The organism is Soonwooa purpurea, from assembly GCF_053891095.1.
The window spans coordinates 194,180-218,178 of the sequence record NZ_JBSSMA010000002.1 but is presented as its reverse complement, the minus strand read 5'-3'; the positions used below and the strand labels follow the sequence as shown (position 1 = coordinate 218,178).

Genomic DNA, 23,999 nt, shown 5'->3' with positions numbered 1-23,999 from the left:
TTTTACAGCTTTGTAAAAATCAAATAAATAGACAAGACCGTTGTTAACAACGAAACCCCTGTCGTTAAACTTTGTAGTGGCTCTTTCCCAAATCCAGAAATACTTTTCTTGTTGGTACTCAGCAAAATCATATCACCATTCTGAATCCAAAAGTAGGGTGAGTTCATGATATCTTCTCTTGTAAGATCGAGTTTCACGCGTTTTATACCTTCTGGATATTTACGCTGAAGCACGACATTTTTTCTATCAACAGTCCTGTTGAGCCCACCGTTGGCTGACAAAGCTTCAAGGATATTAAGTTGTTGAACGTGCGCTTTTTTTACGCCCGTCATATTCACACTTTCCATGTCGCCCAAGATGTAATAATTGATTCCATCAATATTAAGACGTACTTCCGACTTACCATCCAGAAAGTTTTCGTTAACCTTGGTTTGTATTTCTTGTGAAATATCTTCCAATGTTCTGCCCTCAGCTTTTATAAAACCAATTCCAAAAACGTAAATATCACCTTTAGAATCTACTTTTATACCATTGAAATAAAATCTGGTATTTCCTAAACCTTGTCCGCCACTACCCACACCACCTGTTGATATTGTAGGGTTTTGCCCGCCGCCGCCTCCAGATTCCCCAGAAGGCGTCACATTATAATTAGAATAAAATTGTGCAGCATCTCCTTTGGGCGTCGTTATAATATTAAGACCCAAAATATCATTTTTTGTAACTCTGTATTCTTGAATATTGTAAGGAACCAAGCCTTCCTCGTTAAGCGTAAGACTCTCACTTGGTTGCAGATAAGTAATATCTTTTCGAGAAATACACGATGAAAACACTAGTAAAAGGATGGCGACTATATAAAACTTTCGTATCATTATCTTATAATCTGTAAACTATTTAATTAATATTTTTTTTTAAAATTATAGGCAAAATTGAAAGAAACATGCCCAGCAAAAATACCACAAAAAAAAGTAGGTTAAGGTCAAGATGTCTTAAAAAATAGACTAAGATAATTACCAAAACATAAATAAAACATATTACTAAAGTGGCTTGCTTATGTGTTAAACCCAAATCCAAAACCCTATGGTACAAGTGATTTCGGTCGGGCTTAAAGAGGGACTGCTTTTTAAACAATCTAATTAATATCACGGAAAACGTATCTATTACTGGTAAAATCAAAATAGACAAAGCAATAACTGGTGCAGATAACAGATGATAGCGAGGTATCATAATATCGTCTTTATCTATAAAAACGTCAATAAATTGTATCGCGGTAAAAGCCAATAAAAACCCCAAGATCATAGATCCTGTATCTCCCATAAATATCCTATAGCTCCTTTCTTTTGAAAGATTGAATTTTAAAAAGCCTAAAACGGCACCAATAATAATGATGCAAAAAACAACCAAAGGATAATTATATTCGCCTAACCTGTAAAAGCTTATAGCAAAAACAGCACTCGACAAGACGCTATAACTACCAGCTAGACCATCGATACCGTCAATTAAATTAAAGGCATTTATCAGAATTATAAACGTCAGAATACTAAAAAATACGCTAAAATAATAATTGAGTTCTTCTATACCAAAAAGTCCAAAAAAACTTCTTATTCTAACATCAGAACCTACCACCATTAACACCGAAACCGCTATCTGCACCAACAATTTTTTATAAGCGCGCATCACAACAATATCATCTGTAACGCCAACATAAAACAAAATCACCAAAGAAGCAAACAAAAACTTATACTGTTCAAAAAGTTCATACGCAAAAATAGGTGCGCAGACACCCAAGGAAAAGAAAATAGCAATACCTCCCAAATTAGGGATTTTGCGCTCATGAGAACTTCTAATGGTCGGCTCATCCATTAGATTTTTTCTTCGGGAAATTTTAATTATTGCAGGAATAGTAATATAGGTTAGCAAAAAAGAAATTGTAAAACCTAATACCCCCTTAATATAAAAGATTGTTTTAGAATCCAAGTCTTGTAACAAACCTAACTTGTCCATAGGCTGAGATAATAATTTTTCGTCATATTTTTGTGTTTTTGTCTCGGTAAAAACCATAAACATCGCAAAAATACTAATAAAAACCATATATATCCGTATCGTTATCAAAAAAAATTAACAATACATTAATATATTTACAATAGTTTTAAACAAAAAAATCAATTGAAAACTTAAAAATTCAAAAACTTATTTTGCCAATTTTGAAAGTAAAAAATGATGAAAACGAATCGGAACAAAAAACTGTATCAGATAATACACACGTTTTGCTAGCCCAAGACTCGAAAAATAATTTGCGCCAAAACGTTGATACCCCATCACATCTTTACGAGAAATATTCCGCATTTGCATAAAATCAGAAAGCGCATAACGCATTTGTAAATAAGTCGCTTTATCTTTTACAAAAGCCAAATAGGCTAAAAAGGTATAAACACCTTCCAAAATTTGGAACGCTTTCAATTCGGTTTTAAAATTTGAAAAAGACGAATTATTAAAAAACACTTCAACATCTTCCACAGCATTCAAAATATCAAGACCTTTCAACGTATGTGTTTTGGAAATCGAATCTGTCCGCTCTAGATATTGGTAATGAAACGCCTGCGTCTGAGCAAGGATTTTACAATCCAATAACAATTGCGGAATCAACTGGATATCTTCAAAATGAATTCCTTTCTTAAATCGTTTTAAAGCAAACAATTCGGCTTTGAAAAGCTTATTACATGCAAAATAACTCAGATCCGAAAACACAGAAAAATGTCTCTCAAGCTCGATCTTCTCCTCCATATTTGGGATTTGCGTCAGTTTTTGGGTAACATTCCCACACTCATCCACTTTCTGCAGATTGCAAATCACCATATCAGCATCATGTTTTTGAGACAATTGATACATCTCATCAAACATTTCTTTAGCAACATAATCATCGCTATCCACAAAACCAATATATTCGCCTGCACAACGGTCTAAACCAAAATTTCTGGCATCGCTAAGCCCACCATTTTCTTTAGAAAAAGCTTTTATCTTCTCAGGAAAATTTTGCGCAAAAACATCAATTATTTGTTGAGATTGATCTTGGCTACCATCATTAACGACAATAATTTCAATAGAGTCTAACGTCTGATTCACCAAAGAATTCAAACATTTTTCTAAATAATTTTCGACATTATAAACAGGAACGATTATAGAAACTTTTGGACGCATAGGTTTTATTGTCTGGTGAAACGCTCGCCCAAATAACCTCTTTTGGCATCTTCAAAATCTGATCGAGAACACGGAACTAAATTATTAGCATCTTCGTCCTCACCAAAATACCAAAGATTTCTAAACGTATCGCGCTGGAAAGCATAACTTTCTTCGCCGACCATCACCCAATAAGTCTCGAATTTTCGCTCTTTTGGATGCGTGCGTTGGATGTTAATACCTTCAATAAGATACCAAAGCATTTGCGCCAAAAGTTGATGATTCATACGATCATCAGAATAAATATTATAATTAAAAATTCCTACAGATTTTAAGTTTTCACTAAGACCAATCTCCTTCATATAAGCACAAACTTCACGTCTGTTGAGCCCATTAACCTGCGGATTGATAGAGAACGCGTCATAGCCACTTTCTATAGCATCACAGTTGATAGTCACCAAATCTGTCTTTCGAAAATAAGGCTCTGTTCGGTCTGTGGAATTCATCATTTCGGCCAAACGGATCACATCAAACTGTACTTCCTTAATCAATTTCACAGAGTCTACTTCATTCAAATGTTTTTGATAAGCTAGATGATGGTAATTCTGGATTTCAAAGTTTTTGCTACCTAATATTTTACTTAAAAAATTACGCTCATCAATACCATCGCCTTGTTCCAGAGACACGACATTGTTAATCTGCGTATAGTTTATTTTTTTATAATGAAAGTCCAAAGCCGCGTATAACGAAAACGCCAAATCTGTAGAACCGCCTACCACAACAGGAATTGCACGTTTGTAATGACACGCCGACAACAACTCTTGAAGAATGTAATGCGTGTCTTCCAAACTTTTCCCTGAAACCAAATCGCCCAAATCAACCATCGGAATCTCAAAATCTAATTTTGACAATCGGTAAAACTCACGACGGATATTCATAAAATCCTGAACTTCTGCATCGCCGCGCGCGCCACGATAATCCGAAACAAACAACAACACAATGCTGTCTTCCAAAATCTCGTTGGAAAAGTGTGCGCCCAATTGCCAGTCTTCGGTTTTTATAGATTTGGGAGCGATGATAAAATCTTCAAAATTCATAGTTTAGGTATTGATAGTTGACAAGTTTTACAATGAAAAGTTTAAAAGCTTAAGGCTTTTCTGCATTCAAAATTTCTCGGAAATAACCTACTAAAAGCTCACGTTGGGCTTTACTAAGATTAGCTTCCGGGTGCTTTTGGATATAAACAGGCATTGGCATTGTATAGTTTTGGGTTGTTGAAATACTTCTTTCCAGCATACCTTGTTTTTGAAATAAGTTGTAAGTGCCCCATTTCGAAAAATTGAGCCGATCTCGACCTTCTCTGACATGGTCTTTCACCAACCACGAAATAGGCGCTACAAAAGCATAATCGGGATAATTAACCTCGTTGGAGTGGCAATCGTAACAAGCAGCACGAAGCAATGTAACAACTTGCGGATTGGTCTTGTGGAGGTCTACAAAATTCTCCTCTTTCCTTACAGGTTCGTTATTGCGGTCTATTGGCACCAACTGTATTAGCCCAAAAACGGCAATGGCACTTATTAAAATTTTTATCGTTTTTCTCAATTGTTTTGTATTTCAGAATTCAAATCCCATTTTTCATTAATCTCCCACATTGGACGAATATTAACCGTCGTCATCGGATTGGTATCTTTTCCTTTTCGGAACAAGAAAGCGTCTTCGGCATAGCGCCCTTCATCAAAAGAACCCAGTTCCCAATAGCCATCATCATTATTATCTAGCAAAATCCTTAGCTTATAGTTTCCTGGTTTTAAGTTTTTAAAGGTGATTTGCTGATCTCTTGTATATTGTTGGTATTGGATTTCATTTTTATCACCCAACATTTGTATCCAAAAATAATGTTGTGGCACATTGCTAAGCGCCAACTTCAGAGAGCCGTAATTCTCGGGTTTTCCAATTTCAAAATCCAAGCGATACGATTTGTCAATGCTTTTATAATAGGACTTCACCGTTTCTTTTGGGATAGAAAGCTGATAGGTTTTCCCTGCTTTAAAATCCGAATTAATCTCTAAATCATAAATATTGGTTTTCGAAACTTTCGCGGTAAAACTCTGAGAAATACTATCCGATGTCAAAACCCAATTGTCCGTTACCATCTCGGAAACAGGGAAATTAGCGCGTACTTTATACGGATTATTCGGGGCAACAACTTTGTCGCCAATGCTGCCAAGTGTCATCTCTACTTTGGGATCGTATTTGTAATAAGCAGAGATTGAATCTGATTTAACAGTAGTTTTGGCAGCCAACTTTATATTGTCGCTTTTCTCAATTCCTATATTTTGTGAAACGGCGTCAAACCACACAAAAACCGAATCCGACTTGCGACGGTGCGTCACTTTAAAATCTTTAAGATTCTCCGATGCTGACGTCACCTCCACCTTATCTGGTTTGCCTTCGTATAGCAAGACAAGACCGCCTTGTGTTGGCTTGTATTCTTTGTATTTAACCTTCGGGACACTTGGGAAAAGTTTTAGCTTCATCCCAGAAATATTCGTTTTGTCCTCTATCGTAATATCATCTTTTGAGAAGGCAAACTTCTCTTTTCCGTTATCAAAAATAGAATTTTGATTTTGATCTTCGAAGGCTAAAATCTTATACTTCCCAGGCGACAGATAGTTAAGCTCAAAATAGCCATCTGGGTCAACATTGGTAATATAATAAGGCTTTTGGCGATAGTCCATAGAGTCTTTCACCTGATAAAGTCCGACAACATAATTAACGTCTTTACCATCCGCCTTTTTCTCGCCCAACGCATCTGTCAACTCGCCGCTGATGTAATAATCCTCAATCTCTGGCCCTGTGGAGAATGCGAAATTAAAATACGGCAATGTGTTGGCTTCATTAAGATCGGTAATTGCATTTCCAAAGTTGAAGTTATAGGTTGTATTCGCTTTCAGGGTATCTTCCCACTGGATCAATAGGAATTTGGTCCCGAGGTTTGCCGGCAAGATCTTTTTTATTTTAGTAATGGGTGGCGAGATAATTAGGTTTTTGTTAATCTCTTTCAGCTTGATATATTCATCAAAATCGATGCGCAATTCTTTGGTTGTTGTGGGCACATTGACACGCGTTGTATCAATATTACTTGACAACATTTTTGGCGGAATGCTATCTTTGGCACCACCAATTGGCGAACCAACGCGCGCGCAAGAATACACCAACAAACTTATGATTACTAGAAAAAGAAACTTCTTCATTTTTGGATTCATAGTGCAAAAATAGAAAAACTAAAATTTGTAATGCTTTTTTTATTAGTTTTATTAAATCAAAACACAATTTTAAAAATTTATATTATGCCAGTAAAGTACAATGTGATTGAGCGTAAGAACCTGCAAGATCCGCAGGCCGCTCCAAAATTCTATGCAAGCGCCAAAGCCGATGGGGAAGTTAACCTAAAAAGCCTTTCTAAAGAAATCGCAGGTGGCTCCACCACGGTATCCGACACCGATGTTTTAGCAGTGCTCAATGACCTTATAAAAACAGTAAGCCGTCATCTTGCAGATGGTAAGATCGTAAGCTCGGCGACTTCGGTAACTTCCAGATCTCCATCTCTAGCGAGGGTGCAACCACTGCTGCCAAAGCGACCTCGGCACTGATCCGATCAAACAAAATCCTCTTTCGTCCAGGGGTTGACCTGCGCGATATGCTAAGCACTGTAAAGTACGAGAAATACAACAAGTAGAAAGACCAGCCAACGTGTGCGCATCGGACATCTCGTCTGTGCGCACGCGTCTCTCATCCTATGCGCATCCGTCAATCGTCGGATGCGCATCCGTTTTGTAGCCTGTGCTTATCGATGTTTAGGAATGTTTATCATTTTTTTTCTATTCCGAATAATGACTGGCATTAACATTTGCAGAATCGGCGTTTCCAGCATTAGCTTTACCACCGTTTAAGACTTTATTAAGCTTCTCAACCTCAAACGGAAAAGGCTCAAACAAACCCGACAAAGCCATCGCCGAATAGACTCTTTGCGAATACTTATTCCCCAAAGCCACAATGGTGACTTTTGATTTTAAAAGATGTACAAACACGGTGTTGGAGCCATGCCACCATCCGTTATGGTAGGTCAACTTCTCGCCATTATCAAAAACCTTCATACGAAAACCTAGTCCATAATTGTTAACGCCTGCCTTTTCGTTGCTGTAAGGTTCGAAGATTTTAGCTTTAAGTTCAGGTTTCAAAAAGTCATCGGAAAACATCGCCGTTGAGAATTTCAGTAAATCTCTTGGCGTGGTGTAAACGTTTTTGTCCCCATATATCAAGTCGAGATTATCCAAAGGATAGAGCCTATTCTGCCCATTATAAAAGGATTGCGCCGCGGTGGGAATATCTTTTTCCTGAAAAATAAAAGAATGGTCCATCCCCAAAGCTTTGAACAATATCTCTTGCATGGCTTCTGGAAATGGCGTTGCAGTAACTTTTTCAACAATCAAAGCCAATAGTGCAAAATTGGTATTGCAATACATAAAACCCGTATTGCTAGGGCGCGCCAGTTCTGGCTTGTCGCGTTCCAAAATATTAAGAACATCTTGGTTGGTGATAAATGCCTTGTCCAGTTCGGCAGGTTTTGGTTTTATCGACTGGTCAAAATGCTCGTATTTGGGAAGGCCACTGCGTTGGGACAACAGACTGAAAACTGTAATATTGGGGTAAGGGAATTTTGGAAAAAACTTGGTTAAATCGTCTTCTAGACTTAGTTTTCCCGCTTCTACCAGTTTGAGAACCGCCATCGCAGTCATCGTCTTACTAACCGATGCAACATGTAGTGGCGTATCTTTATCAATAGGCATTTGGCTATTTTCTCTACCAAAACCTCGGTATTTCTCAACAAGAATATCGTCGCCTTTCGCCACAAGAAAGCTTCCGCTGAGATTGCCCCGTTCCCAAACCATGTCGTAATAATTATTGATTTGTGAGAGGATTTGCGCTTTGTTATCAAGCTGTCGGTCTGCGTCGGAGAAAACCTTGTCGAGTTTTACATTAGAATAATTGGGTAATTTACTTTGATAGTCTGACTTTTCTGTTTTTGAATCGTCTTTTTTACAATTAAAAAGTGACAGCAAAGTCACCAACAACAACACAAGACTCGATTTCTTCATCTTCTTAACATTCATAGGAAAAGGCTAAATTATGAATTGTTAAAACAATTGAGGTAAGCTAAAATGTTATATTATGTTAAAATATAGATTTGAAAAGTCTTTTAAAAGTCTTGCAAAATTTTATCCACGATAAATTGTGCAAGCTTTTCTTTGCTTTGATGTGTCCACCCCGCGATGTGTGGCGTGACAATAACTTGATCTGAATGGAGTAAGTAGTTTAAATCTTCATTATCAACTTCTAGATTTTCAAAAGAAGATTTTTCGTATTCTAAAACATCCAAAGCGGCAGCCTTTATTTTTCCAGATTTCAGCGCTTGCACCAAAGCCGAAGTTTTAACATTTTTGCCACGCGCGGTATTCACCAAATAAAAAGCCTTCGTCATATTATTGATAAAAACCTCATCTATCATATAATGGGTCAATTCGGTTTCTGGAACATGGAGGCTGATAATATCTGCTTGCTTTTGCAATTCTTCCAAATCAACTTGCGTTGCAAACTCGTCTGACAAATTGGGCAAAATATCATAAAAGATAATCTTAACGCCGAAACCCGAAAGCCGTTTGGCTGTGGCTTTTCCCATATTGCCGTAACCTATTATTCCGAAAGTCTTGCCCAGCAACTCATCGCCACGATTTTCTTCGCGAAGCCAAATGCCATTTTTAACTTCCTGAGAAGCTATGAAAAGACGATTCATCAACAACAGAAGCATTCCCAAAACATGTTCGGCAACCGAATCGCGATTGCCCTCTGGCGAATTGATGAGTTTAATGTTTAAATCTTTAGCCGTTTCGATATCGATATTTTCCATCCCAGCGCCTACTCTAGCAATGAATTTCAGCTTCTTGGCTGCTTTTAAAAACGTGGCGTCTACAGGAATTCTGCTTCTAATAATAACGCCATCGTATTGATGAATTTTAGCAACAACCTCATCATAACTCGATTGGTAATCTTCTTCCAGAACAAAGTGTTTTGCTAATAGCTGTTCTTCTATTAAGGGATGATTTTTGTCTAATAATAATATTCTTGGCTTCATGATGTCTTCTTTTATAATGATAAAAAAACGGAAGATAAATCTCCCGTTGTATTATATTTCTCCAGCGAATAATTTTTTAAGTTCTACAGAATCTGTAGCTTTCATTCTTCCCGAAAGGATCAATGACAATTCTTTTCGGCGAAGCGCAGCATCGAATCGTTTCACCTCTTCTTCGGTCTCTGGCTCCAAAGCGGGAATCGGCACAGGCTTGTTAAACTCGTCTACCGCCACGAAGGTGTAAATCCCTTCGTTAGTATGGATTTTTTTCTGGTTAATAGGATCATCCAACCACACATCCACATAAATCTCCATAGAGGTTGAAAAAGCGCGACTCACTTTCGACTCCAAAACCACAATACCCCCTTCGGGTATAGGATGATTGAAAGATACATGATTAACCGAAGCTGTTACCACACGTCTTTCGCAATGACGCGCTGCCGATATTGACGCACATCTGTCCATTTTGGAAAGCAATTCTCCTCCAAACAGATTTCTCAAAGAATTGGTTTCGTTGGGTAAAACGATATTGGTCATCACCGTAAGTGATTCTGATGCTTTTTTTGATTTTTGCATAAATTATTTACTTTTATTGTTTGGAAGATAATTCAAAGAATCTTTTTTAATACTGTCTTTAGCACGCACGTTTGTTGAATCTATAACAGCGGGTTTTGCAGATTTTTTTTCAATTTTAGAAAGTTCGAGGCTTTCAAAAGAGGCTTTCCCAAATATTTTTTCTTTTTGCGTCGCTGCAAAGTACAATATCCCAGCGACAGGCATTAAAACCAGAAAAGCCCACAATATGGATTTATTATATTTATAATCTTCTTCCGCTACTTGCATTAGCTGAGGAGAGCCTGCGCCTACTCTGGGTACAATGATTTCTTCAAAACCATAAAAATCGTCACCAGCAACTTGAGGATTGGCAACAAAATCTATTTTGCCTGCAAAGTTGGTCCATTTCCCAACACCAGAAATTTCGTAAATTCCTTTTTCTAAAAGATCTTTAAGAATTTGTGATGACAAATCATTGAAAGCATTACTCGCTTTTTGCCCTCGATCAAGATTAAAAACCAATTCTTTTTTCGGAGGCAGAATCTTATCATTCTGAACATCCAATTCAGCGTGTTTTTTAACAAGCGAAAGTGAGCCCAATCCTGCCAATTCGAGTTTTTCCTGAGTATTAAGAACCTGTAAAATTTGCTGTGTAATGTCCATAATTTGCAAATTTATGATTTTATAATAGGATGGCAAATTAATTATTAATTTATAAAAAACAAAAACACCCCAATAATGAGATGTTTTATTGAAAAATTTAATTTGAGTAAGTTATCTGAACTTCACTGAAATACCGAACATAAAATTAAGACCTGCTTGTGCGTAATAATAAGGTGTGTCACCATAGACAAAACCATTGTTAATATACTTTTGATTGAATAGATTATTCACCAAAAGCTTTAAGTCAACACTTGTGCATGGCAGTTCAAAAGAATATTTCGCATTAAAATCTGTAAGAAAATAATCTTTTAACCTAAAGTTCTCGTTTTGTGTATTATCCAAATATTGTTTGCCTACATATTGATTGATAAGACCAACAGTAAAGGCTTTGGAAAGATCATAAGACAATCCTAAATTTGCAATAACCGAAGGCGAAAAAGATGTATCGGCATCTTTAATCACAACAACCGAATCATCTTTTGTCGCATTCACTTCTTGGATTATATTTTTACTTAAAGTTAAATTAGCATTCATTCGGAAATCTTTTGTAAGATTCGCTAAAGCGCCTAATTCTACACCTGCACGGTAACTTTTATCGACATTTTGACGAACAAAATCACCAACATCATTAATAACGCCCGACAAAACCAATTGATCTTTGTATTGCATATAATATAGGTTCGCGGTGAAGGACAACACCGATGAAAATTGTTTTTCTAATCCCAATTCCCAATCTTGTAGAAATTCATTTTTGGTATCTGGGTTGGCTTGCAGATCGTCACGATTGGGCTCTCGGTTAGCGATGGCATAGGACAAATACAACTTGCCACCATTAATTCTATAGTTAACGCCAGCTTTAGGATTAATAAAGGTCCATTTTTTATTTAAGTCAAAACCTTCGTCATCGCCTTGGTTAATTATTTTCGCATCATAAGTTACATTTCTTGCTTGCAAATCTCCGAACAACTCAAAGTCGCCAATACGATAAAGCGCTTTTACAAAACCTGAAATTTCATTTTTCAAGGTTCTGTTTCGGTAATATTCATGCTCATTAATTTGAGGAAAATACACGCCAGTAACATTTCCAAAATGCTTTCCAAAATACTGGTTCGCAACAACGCCAACGTTAAGATCGACATTGTCAAATTTACCATACAAAGTAGAAACTGCACCATAAAAATCGTTATCCAGCCATTTTTTTCTAATGAAGTCTGTACGCTTGACTTCTGCGGCATCAACGAAAAGATTCGGTAAATTATATTTTGAAAATTTAGCATCTTGTTTATAATTTTCGTAATAACCTTTTCCTTTTGTATAATGTAAAGTTGTTTCTAATTTCCAATGATTATTAAAGGCCTGCTCCCAAAGCAATTGATAATGGTTTTGACGATAATTATCAGTTTCGTTATCATAATATCCGACAATATTTTCCCAACTGGCATCATAGATTGCCCCAGAATAATTGAAACGTATATCCTTTTCGTAAGTCGCTTTGTCAACACCATTCCAAGCTTGGTAGGTTTTTTCTTTTCCCCCAAAAGCCATAAATCTGATTTTGATTTTATCTTCTTCAAATAAGGCTGTAAGATTATAAGAATTAAGGTCGGAAAAAGCACGGTCTATATAACCATCTGAGTGGATTTTGGTGTAGCGTCCCATCACAGACAATCTATTTTTCCAGAATTTTCCAGAGCCAACCTCAGCAGAATATTTGTAAGTATTAAAGGAGCCGTAACTGTTGTCGGTTTTTACATAAAACTCTTTTTCTGGATCTTTAGAAACAATGTTAACACTCGCACCAAAAGCCGCCGCCCCATTAGTAGAAGTGCCAACGCCACGCTGAATAACAATCTGCGAAGCCGAACTTGTCAAATCTGGAACGTTCACAAAAAACGTCCCTTGACTTTCCGAATCGTTGTAAGGAATCCCGTTCATCATTACATTAATACTCGTTCCGGCAACACCACGAATTCTAAAACCTGTATATCCAACGCCATTTCCAGCATCGGAAGTTGACATTACCGAAGTTTGATTTTTTAAAAGAATAGGTAAATCTTGTCCTAAATTACGACCATCAAGATCTTTCTGAACATTGATAATTTCTTTAGAAACTGGCAATTTCTTGAACACGCGAACTTGCTCTATTTCTTTGATTGTATCTTGTTTTGATTGTGCAAAAGCCAAAGCACCGATACTTAACGCTGATAAAAAAATAAATCCTTTCATTCTCAATATTATTATTTGGAATAAAAGGATGCACAAAACAGCCAAGCTGTTCGCTTAGTTCCCTTGGCAGCATTACCTGCCCAGGTTCTTAGGGTATAATCTCAGCCTTTTGGGCACCCCTTTTTCCGTTTTGCAAACTTATAAAAAATAAAATTAAATTCTTGGTAATTTTTCAATGAAAATTAAAATTTCATCGGGATTCTAAATTACAATCTAGAAAACGCCTCATGATAAAAGCTAGTATTCCTGACAATAAAGAATAAAATCAATATTACTAAATAAACTAAGATACTTTTAAACCCAAAAATTATTTGATAGCATTTTAAATATTTCATTTTCAAATCTCCAATTTGGAATACTAAAAACAGCACAAAAAACGGAATTGCAATAACAAATAAAGGATTAAGAATAAATGCTTTGTCTAGATTTCCATGTAAAACTTCATGAAAAGCCCGCTGACTCCCACAACCAGGACAATCATAACTGGTGACACTCTTGAAAGGACACATCAACGTCCATGATGATACTTTTGGATCTATAAAATAATAAGCCAAAATAACAGAGAATAGTAAAAACAAAAAAAACGATTTTAGTTTCATCATTTACGACTCTAAATCAGCGAACATTCGCCAAGAAATACACAACAATTTTTAAAACAAAAAAAATCCCAAGCCAATGACTATCAAAACATTAACAACACTATAGAAATATACAAATATGATCTTATTTTAAAACTACACGAATATAGTCCATAAAAAATATAAATTTCGTATTTTTGCGCAAATTTATTTTTAACTAAAATCTAAGTAAAAATGTAACTTTTGGTTTCGAGAAAATCAGAGGAAAAAGACTTCTAGTATTATGAGTATTTATACAGATTATATCCAAGAAATTGAAGAAAGAAAAGGTCAAGGTTTACACCCAAAGCCAATTGACGGCGCTGAATTAACAAGCGAAATCATCGCTCAAATTAAGGATGCTAACAACCCAAACAGAGAAGATTCTGTACAGTTTTTCATCTACAACACCCTTCCAGGAACTACTCCTGCAGCTGGTGTAAAAGCAAAATTTTTAAAAGAAATTATTTTAGGTGAAGCTGTAGTAGCTGAAATCACACCTACTTTTGCATTCGAGTTGTTATCTCACATGAAAGGTGGCCCATCTATCGCCGTTCTTTTGGATTTGGCTTTAGGAAATGACGAAGCGATTGCAAAACAAGCCGCTGATGTTTTGAAAACTCAAGTTTTCTTGTATGATGCTGATACAGCTCGTTTAGCTGATGCTTACAAAGCAGGAAACGCAATTGCTAAAGATATTTTAGAAAGTTATGCTAAAGCAGAATTCTTCACAAAACTTCCTGAAGTTGCAGAAGAAATTAAAGTGGTAACCTACATCGCCGCGGAAGGTGATATTTCTACGGATTTATTGTCTCCTGGTAACCAAGCGCACTCTCGTTCAGACAGAGAATTGCACGGTCAATGTATGATTACGCCAGAAGCTCAAGCTGAAATTAAAGCGTTACAAGCGCAACACCCTGATGCTTCTGTAATGTTAATCGCTGAAAAAGGTACAATGGGTGTTGGTTCTTCTCGTATGTCGGGTGTGAACAACGTTGCACTTTGGACAGGGAAACAAGCGTCGCCTTACGTTCCTTTCGTGAATATTGCTCCAATTGTTGCGGGAACTAACGGTATTTCTCCAATTTTCTTAACGACGGTGGATGTAACGGGAGGTATCGGAATCGATCTTCAAAACTGGGTAAAGAAAACAGACGAAAACGGAAATGTAGTTCGTAACGAAAATGGTGATGTGATTCTTGAACAAGCTTATTCTGTTGCTACAGGAACTGTTTTAACGATTAATACGAAATCAAAAAAATTATACAACGGAGAAGTAGAATTAAAAGATATTTCTAAATCTTTCACGCCTCAGAAATTAGAATTTATCAAAGCGGGCGGTTCTTACGCTATCGTTTTTGGTAAAAAAATCCAAACGTTTGCGGCTCAAACTTTAGGAATGGAAGCGCCTGTAGTTTTTGCTCCTTCTAAAGAGATATCAAATGAAGGTCAAGGTTTAACAGCAGTAGAGAAAATTTTCAACCGTAATGCAGTTGGGGTGACTCCAGGAAAAACGTTACATGCCGGATCTGACGTTCGTGTAAAAGTAAATATTGTAGGTTCACAAGATACCACTGGTTTAATGACCGCTCAAGAGTTAGAAGCAATGGCTGCTACAGTAATTGCTCCAACAGTTGATGGGGCGTATCAATCAGGATGTCACACGGCTTCAGTTTGGGATAAAAAAGCGCAAGCAAACATCCCTAAATTGATGAAATTTATGAATGATTTTGGTGTAATTACTGCTAGAGACCCGAAAGGCGTTTATCATTCAATGACGGACGTTATTCACAAAGTATTGAACGATATTACCATCGACGAATGGGCAATCATCATCGGTGGCGACTCGCATACAAGAATGTCTAAAGGCGTTGCTTTCGGAGCTGACTCTGGAACGGTAGCTTTGGCTTTGGCAACGGGTGAAGCTTCAATGCCAATTCCTGAATCTGTGAAAGTAACATTCAAAGGTGAAATGAAACCTTATATGGATTTCCGTGATGTGGTTCACGCTACGCAAGCTCAAATGCTGAAGCAATTTGATGGGGAAAACGTTTTCCAAGGTAGAATTATCGAGGTTCATATCGGAACTTTATTGGCGGACCAAGCCTTTACATTCACCGACTGGACTGCAGAAATGAAAGCGAAAGCTTCTATCTGTATTTCTCAAGACGATACTTTAATTCAATCTTTGGAAATTGCGAAATCGCGTATCCAAATCATGATTAATAAAGGAATGGATAACCACCATGCAGTTCTTCAAGGATTAATTGACAAAGCCAACAAACGTATCGAAGAAATTAAATCTGGTGCTAAACCAGCTCTTCAACCTGATGCAAATGCTAAATATTATGCTGAAGTTGTTGTAGATTTAGATATCATCAACGAACCTATGATTGCCGATCCAGACGTAAATAATGCTGATGTTTCTAAACGTTACACGCACGATACCATTAGAGACCTTACTTATTATGGCGGTGACAAAAAAGTAGATTTAGGTTTCGTAGGATCTTGTATGGTTCATAAAGACGACTTAAAAATCGTTTCTCAAATGTTGAAAAACGTAGAAAAAGCAAACGGAAAAGTAGAATTCAAAGCTCCGCTAGTGGTTGCTGCCCCTACTTACAACATCATCGACGAATTAAAAGCGGAAGGTGATTGGGAAATGTTGCAAAAATATTCAGGTTTCGAATTTAATGACGACGCTCCAAAAGGTGCTGCTCGTACAGAATACGAAAACATCATGTACCTAGAGCGTCCTGGTTGCAACCTTTGTATGGGTAACCAAGAAAAAGCAGAAAAAGGTGACACCGTGATGGCTACTTCTACGCGTCTTTTCCAAGGTCGTGTGGTAGAAGATAAAGCCGACAAAAAAGGTGAATCTTTATTGGCTTCTACTCCAGTGGTTGTTCTTTCTGCTATTTTAGGTAGAATTCCGAACATTGAAGAGTACCAAGATGCTGTTGAAGGTATTAACTTAACGAAATTCACTCCTATTTCTTGTCACTAAGAAATTAGCGAACATCATAACAAAAGGCTGTCCATTTTCGGATAGCCTTTTCTTTACTAGGAATTTGGCTTCAATAGATGTTTGTAACGACTTTGAAATTTGTAGTTTTATGCTTTTGAAAGGAAAGCAATTTTCTTATATGCCAAAGTGTATAAAGAACAAGTAAATGATTGAAAAGTTAATTTCACAAGCAAAACATAAAGAAGATCAATGGTATTCAAACAAAGCCGTGTTTGCATTGCCAGATTGGTTCACTTTAACATCCGAACCTGAATTGATTGCTTTGTTGCCAGTTCATGGTACAATTGGATTAGATATTATTAAGCAAAGAGTAGATTTTCAAGTTGATTTTGATGACAAAAATTCTATTCAGCAATACGCTAGATTTTTAGAATCGCAAATGAACAAAGAACTTTCGATTGAAGGTTATGTTTTGTTCTACAATAAAAATGTTTTAGGTAAAAAAGATCCAGACTTCAAGTTCGATTTATCGCCTTCTCAGGAATTGGAAATCAAACAATATAATGTACAGCGAAACAAATTAGATATAACTGTAGCGTATTTTGATAGTGATTCTAATTTAGTGGAATCATTAGTGAAATAATTTTATATTATTAATAGTAGGAAACCTAAATAAAAGAATGTATGTTTAATTTTTTTAAATTAAGCATTATCCAAAATTCCCATCATCGAAATACAAACTTTCTAATTTGTTAACACGCTAAAGGCACGAAATTTCCATCCAAATAGCAAGGCTGAATTCGTTAAAGAACCTATCTTCTTATTTATTTTAATTCTAAAGAAAAAAATAAGTAATTCTCTGATCGAAAATAATTTGTAAATTGTATAGCCTTTTTTAAATACTATTAATATTAAAAAATTAAGATATGATTTTTGACCTTGATATGATCAAAAAAGTGTACGACCGTTACCCTGAAAGAATCGCAAAAGCGAGAGAAATTGTGGGAAAACCCTTGACACTTTCAGAAAAAATTCTTTACACGCACCTTTGGGAAGGTAACGCGACACAAGCTTACGAAAGAGGAAATTCTTATGTAGATTTCGCTCCAGACAGAGTAGCGATGCAAGATGCAACCGCGCAGATGGCTTTATTACAGTTTATGCAAGCTGGAAAATCTAAAGTTGCCGTTCCTTCAACAGCGCATGCGGATCACTTGATTCAGGCGAGAGTGGGTGCAGAAGCAGATTTGCAAGAAGGAATTAACAAAAACTCTGAGGTTTTCAACTTTTTGAGTTCTGTTTGTGATAAATACGGAATCGGTTTCTGGAAACCAGGTGCAGGAATTATTCACCAAGTGGTTTTAGAAAATTACGCTTTCCCAGGCGGAATGATGATTGGTACCGACTCTCACACCGTAAACGCAGGTGGCTTAGGAATGGTGGCGATTGGTGTTGGTGGCGCCGATGCCGTTGACGTAATGGCTGGAATGGCTTGGGAATTGAAAATGCCAAAATTGATTGGTGTTAAATTGACCGGAAAAATGTCGGGATGGACCTCCGCTAAAGACGTTATTCTAAAAGTAGCTGGAATTCTTACTGTAAAAGGAGGAACAGGCTGCATCGTGGAATATTTTGGAGAAGGTGCACAATCTCTTTCTGCAACAGGAAAAGGAACAATTTGTAACATGGGGGCGGAAATTGGTGCGACCACTTCTACTTTCGGGTATGATGATTCCATGAGAAGATACCTTTCTGCAACGGGAAGACAAGATATTGTGGATGCCGCCGATAAAATCGCTGAACATTTAACAGGTGATGCTGAAGTGTACGCCAATCCAGAGCAATATTTTGATCAAGTGATTGAAATTGATCTTTCTACGCTTTCTCCACATTTAAATGGACCTTTCACTCCAGATTTAGCAACGCCTGTGGCTGAATTCAGAGCAAAAGCGGAAGCAAACGGATGGCCTTTAGAAGTAGAATGGGCACTAATTGGTTCTTGTACCAATTCTTCGTACGAAGATTTATCTAGAGCTGCTTCCATCGTTGAAGATGCCGTAGCGAAAGGAGTAAAACCAAAAGCCATATTAGGAATCAACCCAGGTTCTGAGCAAGTGAAATTCACAGCGGAAAGAGATGGTTTCTTAGATTCATTCAGAAAATTTGAAAATGCAAGAATTTTCACCAACGCTTGTGGGCCTTGTATTGGACAATGGGACAGAGAAGGCGCGGACAAAGGTGAGAAAAACTCTATTATCCATTCTTTCAATAGAAACTTCGCAAAAAGAGCCGACGGAAATCCAAATACCCATGCTTTCGTAGCTTCTCCAGAAATGGTAGCTGCTGTCGCAATTTCGGGACGTTTAGATTTCAATCCAATTACCGATACTTTAACCAACGAAGCTGGCGAGCAAGTAAAATTAAATGAACCTAATGGTTCTGAACTTCCAGCTAAAGGTTTCGCGGTGGACGATAATGGTTACCAAGCGCCTTCCGCAGATGGTTCTAGCGTTCAGGTGGTGGTAAGTCCAACTTCGGACAGACTTCAATTATTGGAAGAATTTCCAGCTTGGGACGGTAAAAATATTACCGGAGCTAAAGTTTTAATTAAAGCCTTCGGAAAATGTACAACCGACCATATTTCTATGGCGGGTCCATGGTTGAAATACAGAGGTCACTTGGATAATATTTCAAACAATATGTTGATTGGAGCGGTGAACGCTTACAACATGGAAACCAACAAAGTGAAAAATGAATTGACGGGTCAATACGACGAAGTTCCAAAAGTAGCAAGAGCTTACAAAGCGGCTCAAGTTCCTTCTATTGTTGTTGGTGACGAAAATTACGGTGAGGGTTCTTCAAGAGAACACGCTGCCATGGAGCCAAGACATTTAGGTGTGAAAGCCGTTTTGGTAAAATCTTTTGCACGTATCCACGAGACGAATTTGAAAAAACAAGGAATGCTTGGCTTAACTTTCGCTGACAAGTCGGATTACGACAAAATCCGTGAAGATGATGTGGTGAATTTCTTAGACCTTGATCAATTTGCTCCAGGAAAACAATTGACTTTAGAATTTGTTCATAACGACGGGACAAAAGACACCGTTATTGCAAACCACACTTACAACGAGCAACAAATTGATTGGTTTAAAGCAGGTTCTGCTCTTAACTTAATTAAGCAACAAGAAAACTAAACTTCCTTTGCTTTAAATATTAAAACCGCTTCCTTTGGAGCGGTTTTTTTGATAGATTTTTCATCCTTTTTTTATACAATTGTAACAAACTTAAAAAAAAATAGTCTTATTATTTAGATTAGAATTTATGAATAAAAAAATTATTTTCGCAGCAAGTTTGGTTTTGAGTTTTCAAATAGGATTTGCACAGCAAACAAAAACAGAAATTTCTAAAGAAAAACAAATAGAAGCGGTAACAATTACAAAAACTAAAAAAGCCGTTGAACAAAAAGCAGACAGAACGATTTTTGATTTCTCGGAACAAGCCAATCTTAATTCTGGTTCTTCATTGGAAGGAATTAAAAAACTTCCAGGAATGGTGGTTACGGATATTGCTGGAATGATGTATCAAGGAAAACCCCTCCAAGTCTATATGGACGGCAGACCGATGAATATTTCCACCAACGATCTTACTGCTTTTTTGGAAGGAATGCCCGCTTCGGCAATAGATAGAATTGAAGTCATAACACAACCTGGCGCAGAATTTCCCGCCACTTCTGGAGGTGCTATTTTAAATATCATAACTTCTAAATCAGCAAAAAATTATCTTACAGCAACCTATTCTGGAGGTTATCGTTTTTCTGATTATGATAAATTTAGAAATCGTTTTAACAATAGTATCGTTTTAAACTCACGAAATAAATGGTTCGGGTGGCAGTTTAGTGCTGGTCAAACTTATGCAGAAGCCTTTAGCAGCAACGAAATGGATGATTTATCAAAAGGTTTTGCAGATAAATATTCGAGAGGATATTTCGCAAAAAGTGCCATGACTTTTGATATTGGAAAAGACAGATTATTACTGAACTACGATTATAACACCTCAAACAACGATACTTACAACAATTCGGACGGAACTGCACAATTTGAAACACCAATTGGTTCTGGCAATTTTGTGGTTGCAGATTATTTAAATCTTGGAAAAGGTAAAACCAAAAGCGACAGAAACGAAATTACAGCTACTTACCAAAAACGTTTTGATGACAAAAACCAAAAGTTAGACATCAAAATGAATTACTCTAACTTCCAATCAAAATTTGATCAAAAAGGCGATAATTTTGTCAACTTCCCTTTGGGTTCAATCCAAACAAATACCGACTTTAACAATGCTTCTAATCAAGACTTTTATAATCTTCGTGTAGATTATTCCCAGCCGATAAAACTTCTTGATGAAGGGAAATTTAGTTTTGGTGGTTTATATGAAAAAGTGAATTTTACAACTGACTTTATGGGAATCCAAAATTTAGAGTACCAAAGACAGACCACTTCCACTTATGCAGAATTGAATGCTAAATTGAAAAAATTCAGTTTTATTGCAGGTTTGAGAGCTGAAGATTATGATATTTCTGGTCAATCTCTGAATGTGGCTCAAAACACTTGGGACGATTTAACGGCTTTCAAAAAATTTGAATTATTTCCAAATGCGAGTATTCAATATGATTTTGCAAGATCTTTATATTTCAATTTAAACTACAACCGAAAAATAAGTTTGCCATCTACAGGTCAACTGAACCCCAATAACACAACTTTCCAAAATCCGAATGTCGACATTTCCGGAAACCCAAATGTTCAGCCAACCATTTATGACAATTTTGAAGCTAAATTAAGTGCTTTCGATTATGCTTTTATAAGTTATAACGTGAGCAAAGTGGACAATCAGGTGATGATGTATGTGGAACGCGACGGTTACAATATTTCGCAGACCAATGTTAACATTAATAGTTTAACACAGCATAGTTTCAACGTTGGTTTACCTGTTCCTTTAATGATTTTCAGTAAGCCTTTTAGCGAAATCATGAAGTTTAATTTTAATCCTGATAAAATTAACTTTTTGTATCTGTACGCAGGATATCAGTTCCAGGATATTAAAGAAATTGCAGACAAAAAAGGCATGTGGTTTTTTAATGTAACAGGGCAGTTTATTTTACCATATCAAATAAAATTCTCACCTACATTTAGCTATTCCACCAAAGGAAATTATTATTTCTTCCAAGCGACTCAACCTATTATGAATCGTGTTGATTTGAATTTTAGTAAGAAATTTAATAAAGACAGAATTACGCTAAGTCTCTTTGCAAATGATATTTTCAAAAGCAGTAGAATGAATTTCAAAACCGTGAACACGCCATCGCCAATCTACCTTAACAACCGTTGGGATAGTCGCCAGTTTGGATTCTCTATTAATTATAAAATTCCGACCAAGAATAAATTAGCCAAAGAAGACCCGAATATGCTGAAAAACGACATTCCAAAAGATGACAATGGCGGATTAATGAACACAAAATAACGACTCAAATTACATTTATATTAACAAGAAAGGCATTCAGAAAATTTTTGAATGCCTTTTGTTTATAATGTTTCGCAGGCTTGCCAAACTTTGTCATTTTTGGGAAGTGGCGCTACAATTTCAATCTCTTCTTTCGTTACGGGATGTATAAAATTTAGTTTTCTAGCATGAAGCGATATTCCTCCATCGGGATTGGATCTTGGCGCACCGTATTTTAAATCGCCTTTAATCGGAATTCCAATTTTTGAAAGTTGTGCCCGAATTTGATGATGACGACCTGTTTCCAAATCGATTTCCAATAATTGATAATTGTCCAGAACTTTAATAATAGTATAAGTCAGAATCGCTTCTTTGGCACCTTCTGTCACTTTAGGAAAAACGATAGCTTTATTATTTTTCTCGTTTTTCTTTAAATAATGAACCAATTTTTGAGAAGTGGGAATCATCTCCTTTGCCACCAAAGCCCAATAGGTCTTTTTAATCTCGCGGTTTTTCACCATTTGCGTCAAACGAGAAAGTGCTTTTGAAGTTTTCGCATAAATCACCAAACCAGAAGTAGGTCTATCAATACGATGAACCAAACCTAGGAAAACATTTCCTGGTTTAGCCTCTCTTATTTTGATAAAATCTTTTATTAATTCTAGCAAAGATTCATCACCTGTTTTATCTCCTTGAACAAGCTGACCCGCTTTTTTGTTAATAACGATAATATGATTGTCTTCAAAAACAATTTGTTCAGAAGAAAATTTTTGATCCGCCATTTTTAATTTACGCTTCTATTTCTTCCAAACAAAGACATGATAACTCCCGCAACTAATCCAATAGTTTTAATACCAGCAAGTCTTGTTTCAGTTGGTAAAAAAACACCAACAATACAAAGTCCTGCTGCGATATACATAGGGATTTTGAATCTTTGATTTGCTAAAGTTGGTGCTTGTAACGCGAAACTTGCACCTACTAAAATGTAAAATAACTTATTGTAAATAAAATTATTAATCTCTGGTGAAAATGGCTGAATCCAACCAACTAATAAACAAGCTAAAGCGGCAAAAGATACACCTGCCTGTATGGCCATTAAATTTTTCATATATTTTTATATTTGCTAAAAACTACACGCTACATTAAAAAAAATGATAGTCATTAAAAAACTATCATTTTTAAAATATGCTTTAAAAATCGGAATTCTATACAATTCCCTATTATATTTTAATATCTGGAAAGTTTAATAACTTTCTGATTCATTTGGAAAATCGGCAGACTTTACATCCTTAACATATTGCGAAACTGCGCCTGTAATTTCGGTATACAAATCCAAATATCTTCTTAAGAACTTTGGCGAAAAGCCTTTGTTCATACCTACCATATCGTGATATACCAAAACTTGTCCATCGCAATTAACACCTGCGCCAATCCCAATTGTCGGGATAGAAATAGCTTCTGTAACTTTTTTAGCCAAATCTGCAGGAATTTTCTCTAAAACCAATGCAAAACAGCCTAATTCTTCCACCAATTTGGCGTCAGCAATTAATTTTTCAGCCTCAGCATCTTCTTTAGCACGAACTTTATAAGTCCCGAACTGATAGATAGATTGCGGTGTTAAGCCCAAGTGCGCCATTACAGGAATTCCAGCATTTACAATTTTCTTAAGGGAATCTTCAATTTCCTTTCCTCCTTCAATTTTCACGGCGTGGGCTCCTCCTTCTTTCATCATTCTTACCGCAGATTCCAACGCTTTTTCGGGATTACTTTGGTAAGTTCCAAAGGGTAAATCCGCAACTACTAAAGCCCTATCCACTCCTCGAACGACACATTGTGTGTGATAAATCATTTGATCTAATGTAATAGGAAGTGTCGTCTCAAAACCCGCCATAACATTGGCTGCAGAATCTCCAACCAAAATAGCATCCACTCCTCCTGCGTCTACCATTTTAGCCGTTGTAAAATCGTAAGCTGTAATCATCGAGATTTTATCCTTGTCAAATTTCATTTTGCGAAGGCTCTCGGTGGTTACTTTTTTTATTTCAGAATGTACAGACATTTTCTTGATTGATAAATTATTATTTAATAATGATAAGCAATGAAATCA

At 36.5% G+C, this 23,999-nt stretch carries 19 protein-coding genes and 1 pseudogene; 5 read left to right on the top strand and 15 right to left on the bottom strand.

Translation table 11 applies throughout. The annotated features are described in order from the left end of the window. Positions 1-2 precede the first annotated feature (2 nt). The 6 genes from ACVFVN_RS02835 to ACVFVN_RS02810 all read right to left on the bottom strand — a co-directional run bounded on the left by ACVFVN_RS02835 (position 3) and on the right by ACVFVN_RS02810 (position 6,431). Positions 3-869 carry a polysaccharide biosynthesis/export family protein gene (locus tag ACVFVN_RS02835; RefSeq protein WP_185670487.1) on the bottom strand — a complete coding sequence of 289 codons (867 nt, stop codon included), beginning with the start codon at positions 867-869 and terminating at the stop codon, positions 3-5. A 22-nt stretch (positions 870-891) separates the two neighbouring features. Beyond that, positions 892-2,088 (bottom strand): glycosyltransferase family 4 protein, encoded by a 1,197-nt coding sequence (locus tag ACVFVN_RS02830; protein ID WP_456234087.1) that lies wholly within the window; start codon positions 2,086-2,088, stop codon positions 892-894. 99 nt (positions 2,089-2,187) lie between these two features. After that, a complete protein-coding gene (locus tag ACVFVN_RS02825; RefSeq protein WP_456234086.1) occupies positions 2,188-3,195 on the bottom strand; it encodes a glycosyltransferase family 2 protein in 1,008 nt (335 codons plus the stop codon). Positions 3,196-3,200: 5 nt separating this feature from the next. Continuing rightward, the gene (locus ACVFVN_RS02820) at positions 3,201-4,271 is read right to left on the bottom strand and encodes a formimidoylglutamase (protein WP_165135729.1); all 1,071 of its coding nucleotides are present in this window, start codon (positions 4,269-4,271) and stop codon (positions 3,201-3,203) included. Between the two features lie 49 nt (positions 4,272-4,320). Next, positions 4,321-4,779: a heme-binding domain-containing protein gene (locus tag ACVFVN_RS02815; RefSeq protein ID WP_456234085.1), complete on the bottom strand. Its 459-nt coding sequence runs from the start codon at positions 4,777-4,779 to the stop codon at positions 4,321-4,323. After that, positions 4,776-6,431, bottom strand: a complete 1,656-nt coding sequence (locus tag ACVFVN_RS02810) for an Ig-like domain-containing domain (RefSeq protein WP_456234084.1) — start codon at positions 6,429-6,431, stop codon at positions 4,776-4,778. Before ACVFVN_RS02810 ends, ACVFVN_RS02815 begins: the two co-directional genes overlap by 4 nt. A gap of 42 nt (positions 6,432-6,473) precedes the next feature. Between ACVFVN_RS02810 and ACVFVN_RS02805 the strand changes: the two are divergent. Further along, a pseudogene (locus ACVFVN_RS02805) lies at positions 6,474-6,916 on the top strand (HU family DNA-binding protein). 142 nt (positions 6,917-7,058) lie between these two features. Here the strand turns inward: ACVFVN_RS02805 and ACVFVN_RS02800 are convergent. From ACVFVN_RS02800 to ACVFVN_RS02775, 6 genes are all read right to left on the bottom strand, one after another. After that, complete coding sequence (locus ACVFVN_RS02800) at positions 7,059-8,336, bottom strand: serine hydrolase domain-containing protein (protein WP_456234083.1); 1,278 nt, start codon at positions 8,334-8,336, stop codon at positions 7,059-7,061. A 101-nt stretch (positions 8,337-8,437) separates the two neighbouring features. Beyond that, on the bottom strand, positions 8,438-9,370 hold the full coding sequence (locus ACVFVN_RS02795) for a 2-hydroxyacid dehydrogenase (RefSeq protein WP_456234082.1): 933 nt from the start codon (positions 9,368-9,370) through the stop codon (positions 8,438-8,440). A gap of 51 nt (positions 9,371-9,421) precedes the next feature. Then, entirely contained in the window at positions 9,422-9,943 is a 522-nt protein-coding gene (locus ACVFVN_RS02790; RefSeq protein ID WP_165135720.1) for an acyl-CoA thioesterase, read from the bottom strand. A 3-nt stretch (positions 9,944-9,946) separates the two neighbouring features. After that, positions 9,947-10,585, bottom strand: a complete 639-nt coding sequence (locus ACVFVN_RS02785) for a hypothetical protein (RefSeq protein WP_165135717.1) — start codon at positions 10,583-10,585, stop codon at positions 9,947-9,949. A gap of 111 nt (positions 10,586-10,696) precedes the next feature. Then, positions 10,697-12,811 (bottom strand): TonB-dependent receptor, encoded by a 2,115-nt coding sequence (locus ACVFVN_RS02780; protein ID WP_456234081.1) that lies wholly within the window; start codon positions 12,809-12,811, stop codon positions 10,697-10,699. 206 nt (positions 12,812-13,017) lie between these two features. Further along, positions 13,018-13,320: a DUF2752 domain-containing protein gene (locus tag ACVFVN_RS02775; RefSeq protein ID WP_456234188.1), complete on the bottom strand. Its 303-nt coding sequence runs from the start codon at positions 13,318-13,320 to the stop codon at positions 13,018-13,020. A gap of 352 nt (positions 13,321-13,672) precedes the next feature. Here ACVFVN_RS02775 and ACVFVN_RS02770 point away from each other — a divergent pair, with 352 nt between their 5' ends. The 4 genes from ACVFVN_RS02770 (at position 13,673) to ACVFVN_RS02755 (ending at position 21,913) form a co-directional block, all read left to right on the top strand. After that, positions 13,673-16,435 (top strand): bifunctional aconitate hydratase 2/2-methylisocitrate dehydratase, encoded by a 2,763-nt coding sequence (locus ACVFVN_RS02770; protein WP_456234080.1) that lies wholly within the window; start codon positions 13,673-13,675, stop codon positions 16,433-16,435. 166 nt (positions 16,436-16,601) lie between these two features. Beyond that, entirely contained in the window at positions 16,602-17,039 is a 438-nt protein-coding gene (locus ACVFVN_RS02765) for a hypothetical protein (RefSeq protein ID WP_456234079.1), read from the top strand. A gap of 283 nt (positions 17,040-17,322) precedes the next feature. Beyond that, entirely contained in the window at positions 17,323-19,590 is a 2,268-nt protein-coding gene (locus ACVFVN_RS02760) for an aconitate hydratase (protein ID WP_456234078.1), read from the top strand. 127 nt (positions 19,591-19,717) lie between these two features. Continuing rightward, positions 19,718-21,913, top strand: coding sequence for a TonB-dependent receptor domain-containing protein (locus tag ACVFVN_RS02755; protein ID WP_456234077.1), 2,196 nt, complete (start codon positions 19,718-19,720; stop codon positions 21,911-21,913). Between the two features lie 62 nt (positions 21,914-21,975). Here the strand turns inward: ACVFVN_RS02755 and ACVFVN_RS02750 are convergent, their stop codons facing one another. From ACVFVN_RS02750 to panB, 3 genes are all read right to left on the bottom strand, one after another. Beyond that, complete coding sequence (locus ACVFVN_RS02750; protein WP_456234076.1) at positions 21,976-22,674, bottom strand: RluA family pseudouridine synthase; 699 nt, start codon at positions 22,672-22,674, stop codon at positions 21,976-21,978. Positions 22,675-22,676: 2 nt separating this feature from the next. Beyond that, a complete protein-coding gene (locus tag ACVFVN_RS02745) occupies positions 22,677-23,000 on the bottom strand; it encodes a hypothetical protein (RefSeq protein WP_456234075.1) in 324 nt (107 codons plus the stop codon). Between the two features lie 135 nt (positions 23,001-23,135). Next, positions 23,136-23,951, bottom strand: a complete 816-nt coding sequence (gene panB, locus ACVFVN_RS02740; protein ID WP_165135690.1) for a 3-methyl-2-oxobutanoate hydroxymethyltransferase — start codon at positions 23,949-23,951, stop codon at positions 23,136-23,138. Positions 23,952-23,999: the final 48 nt, after the last annotated feature.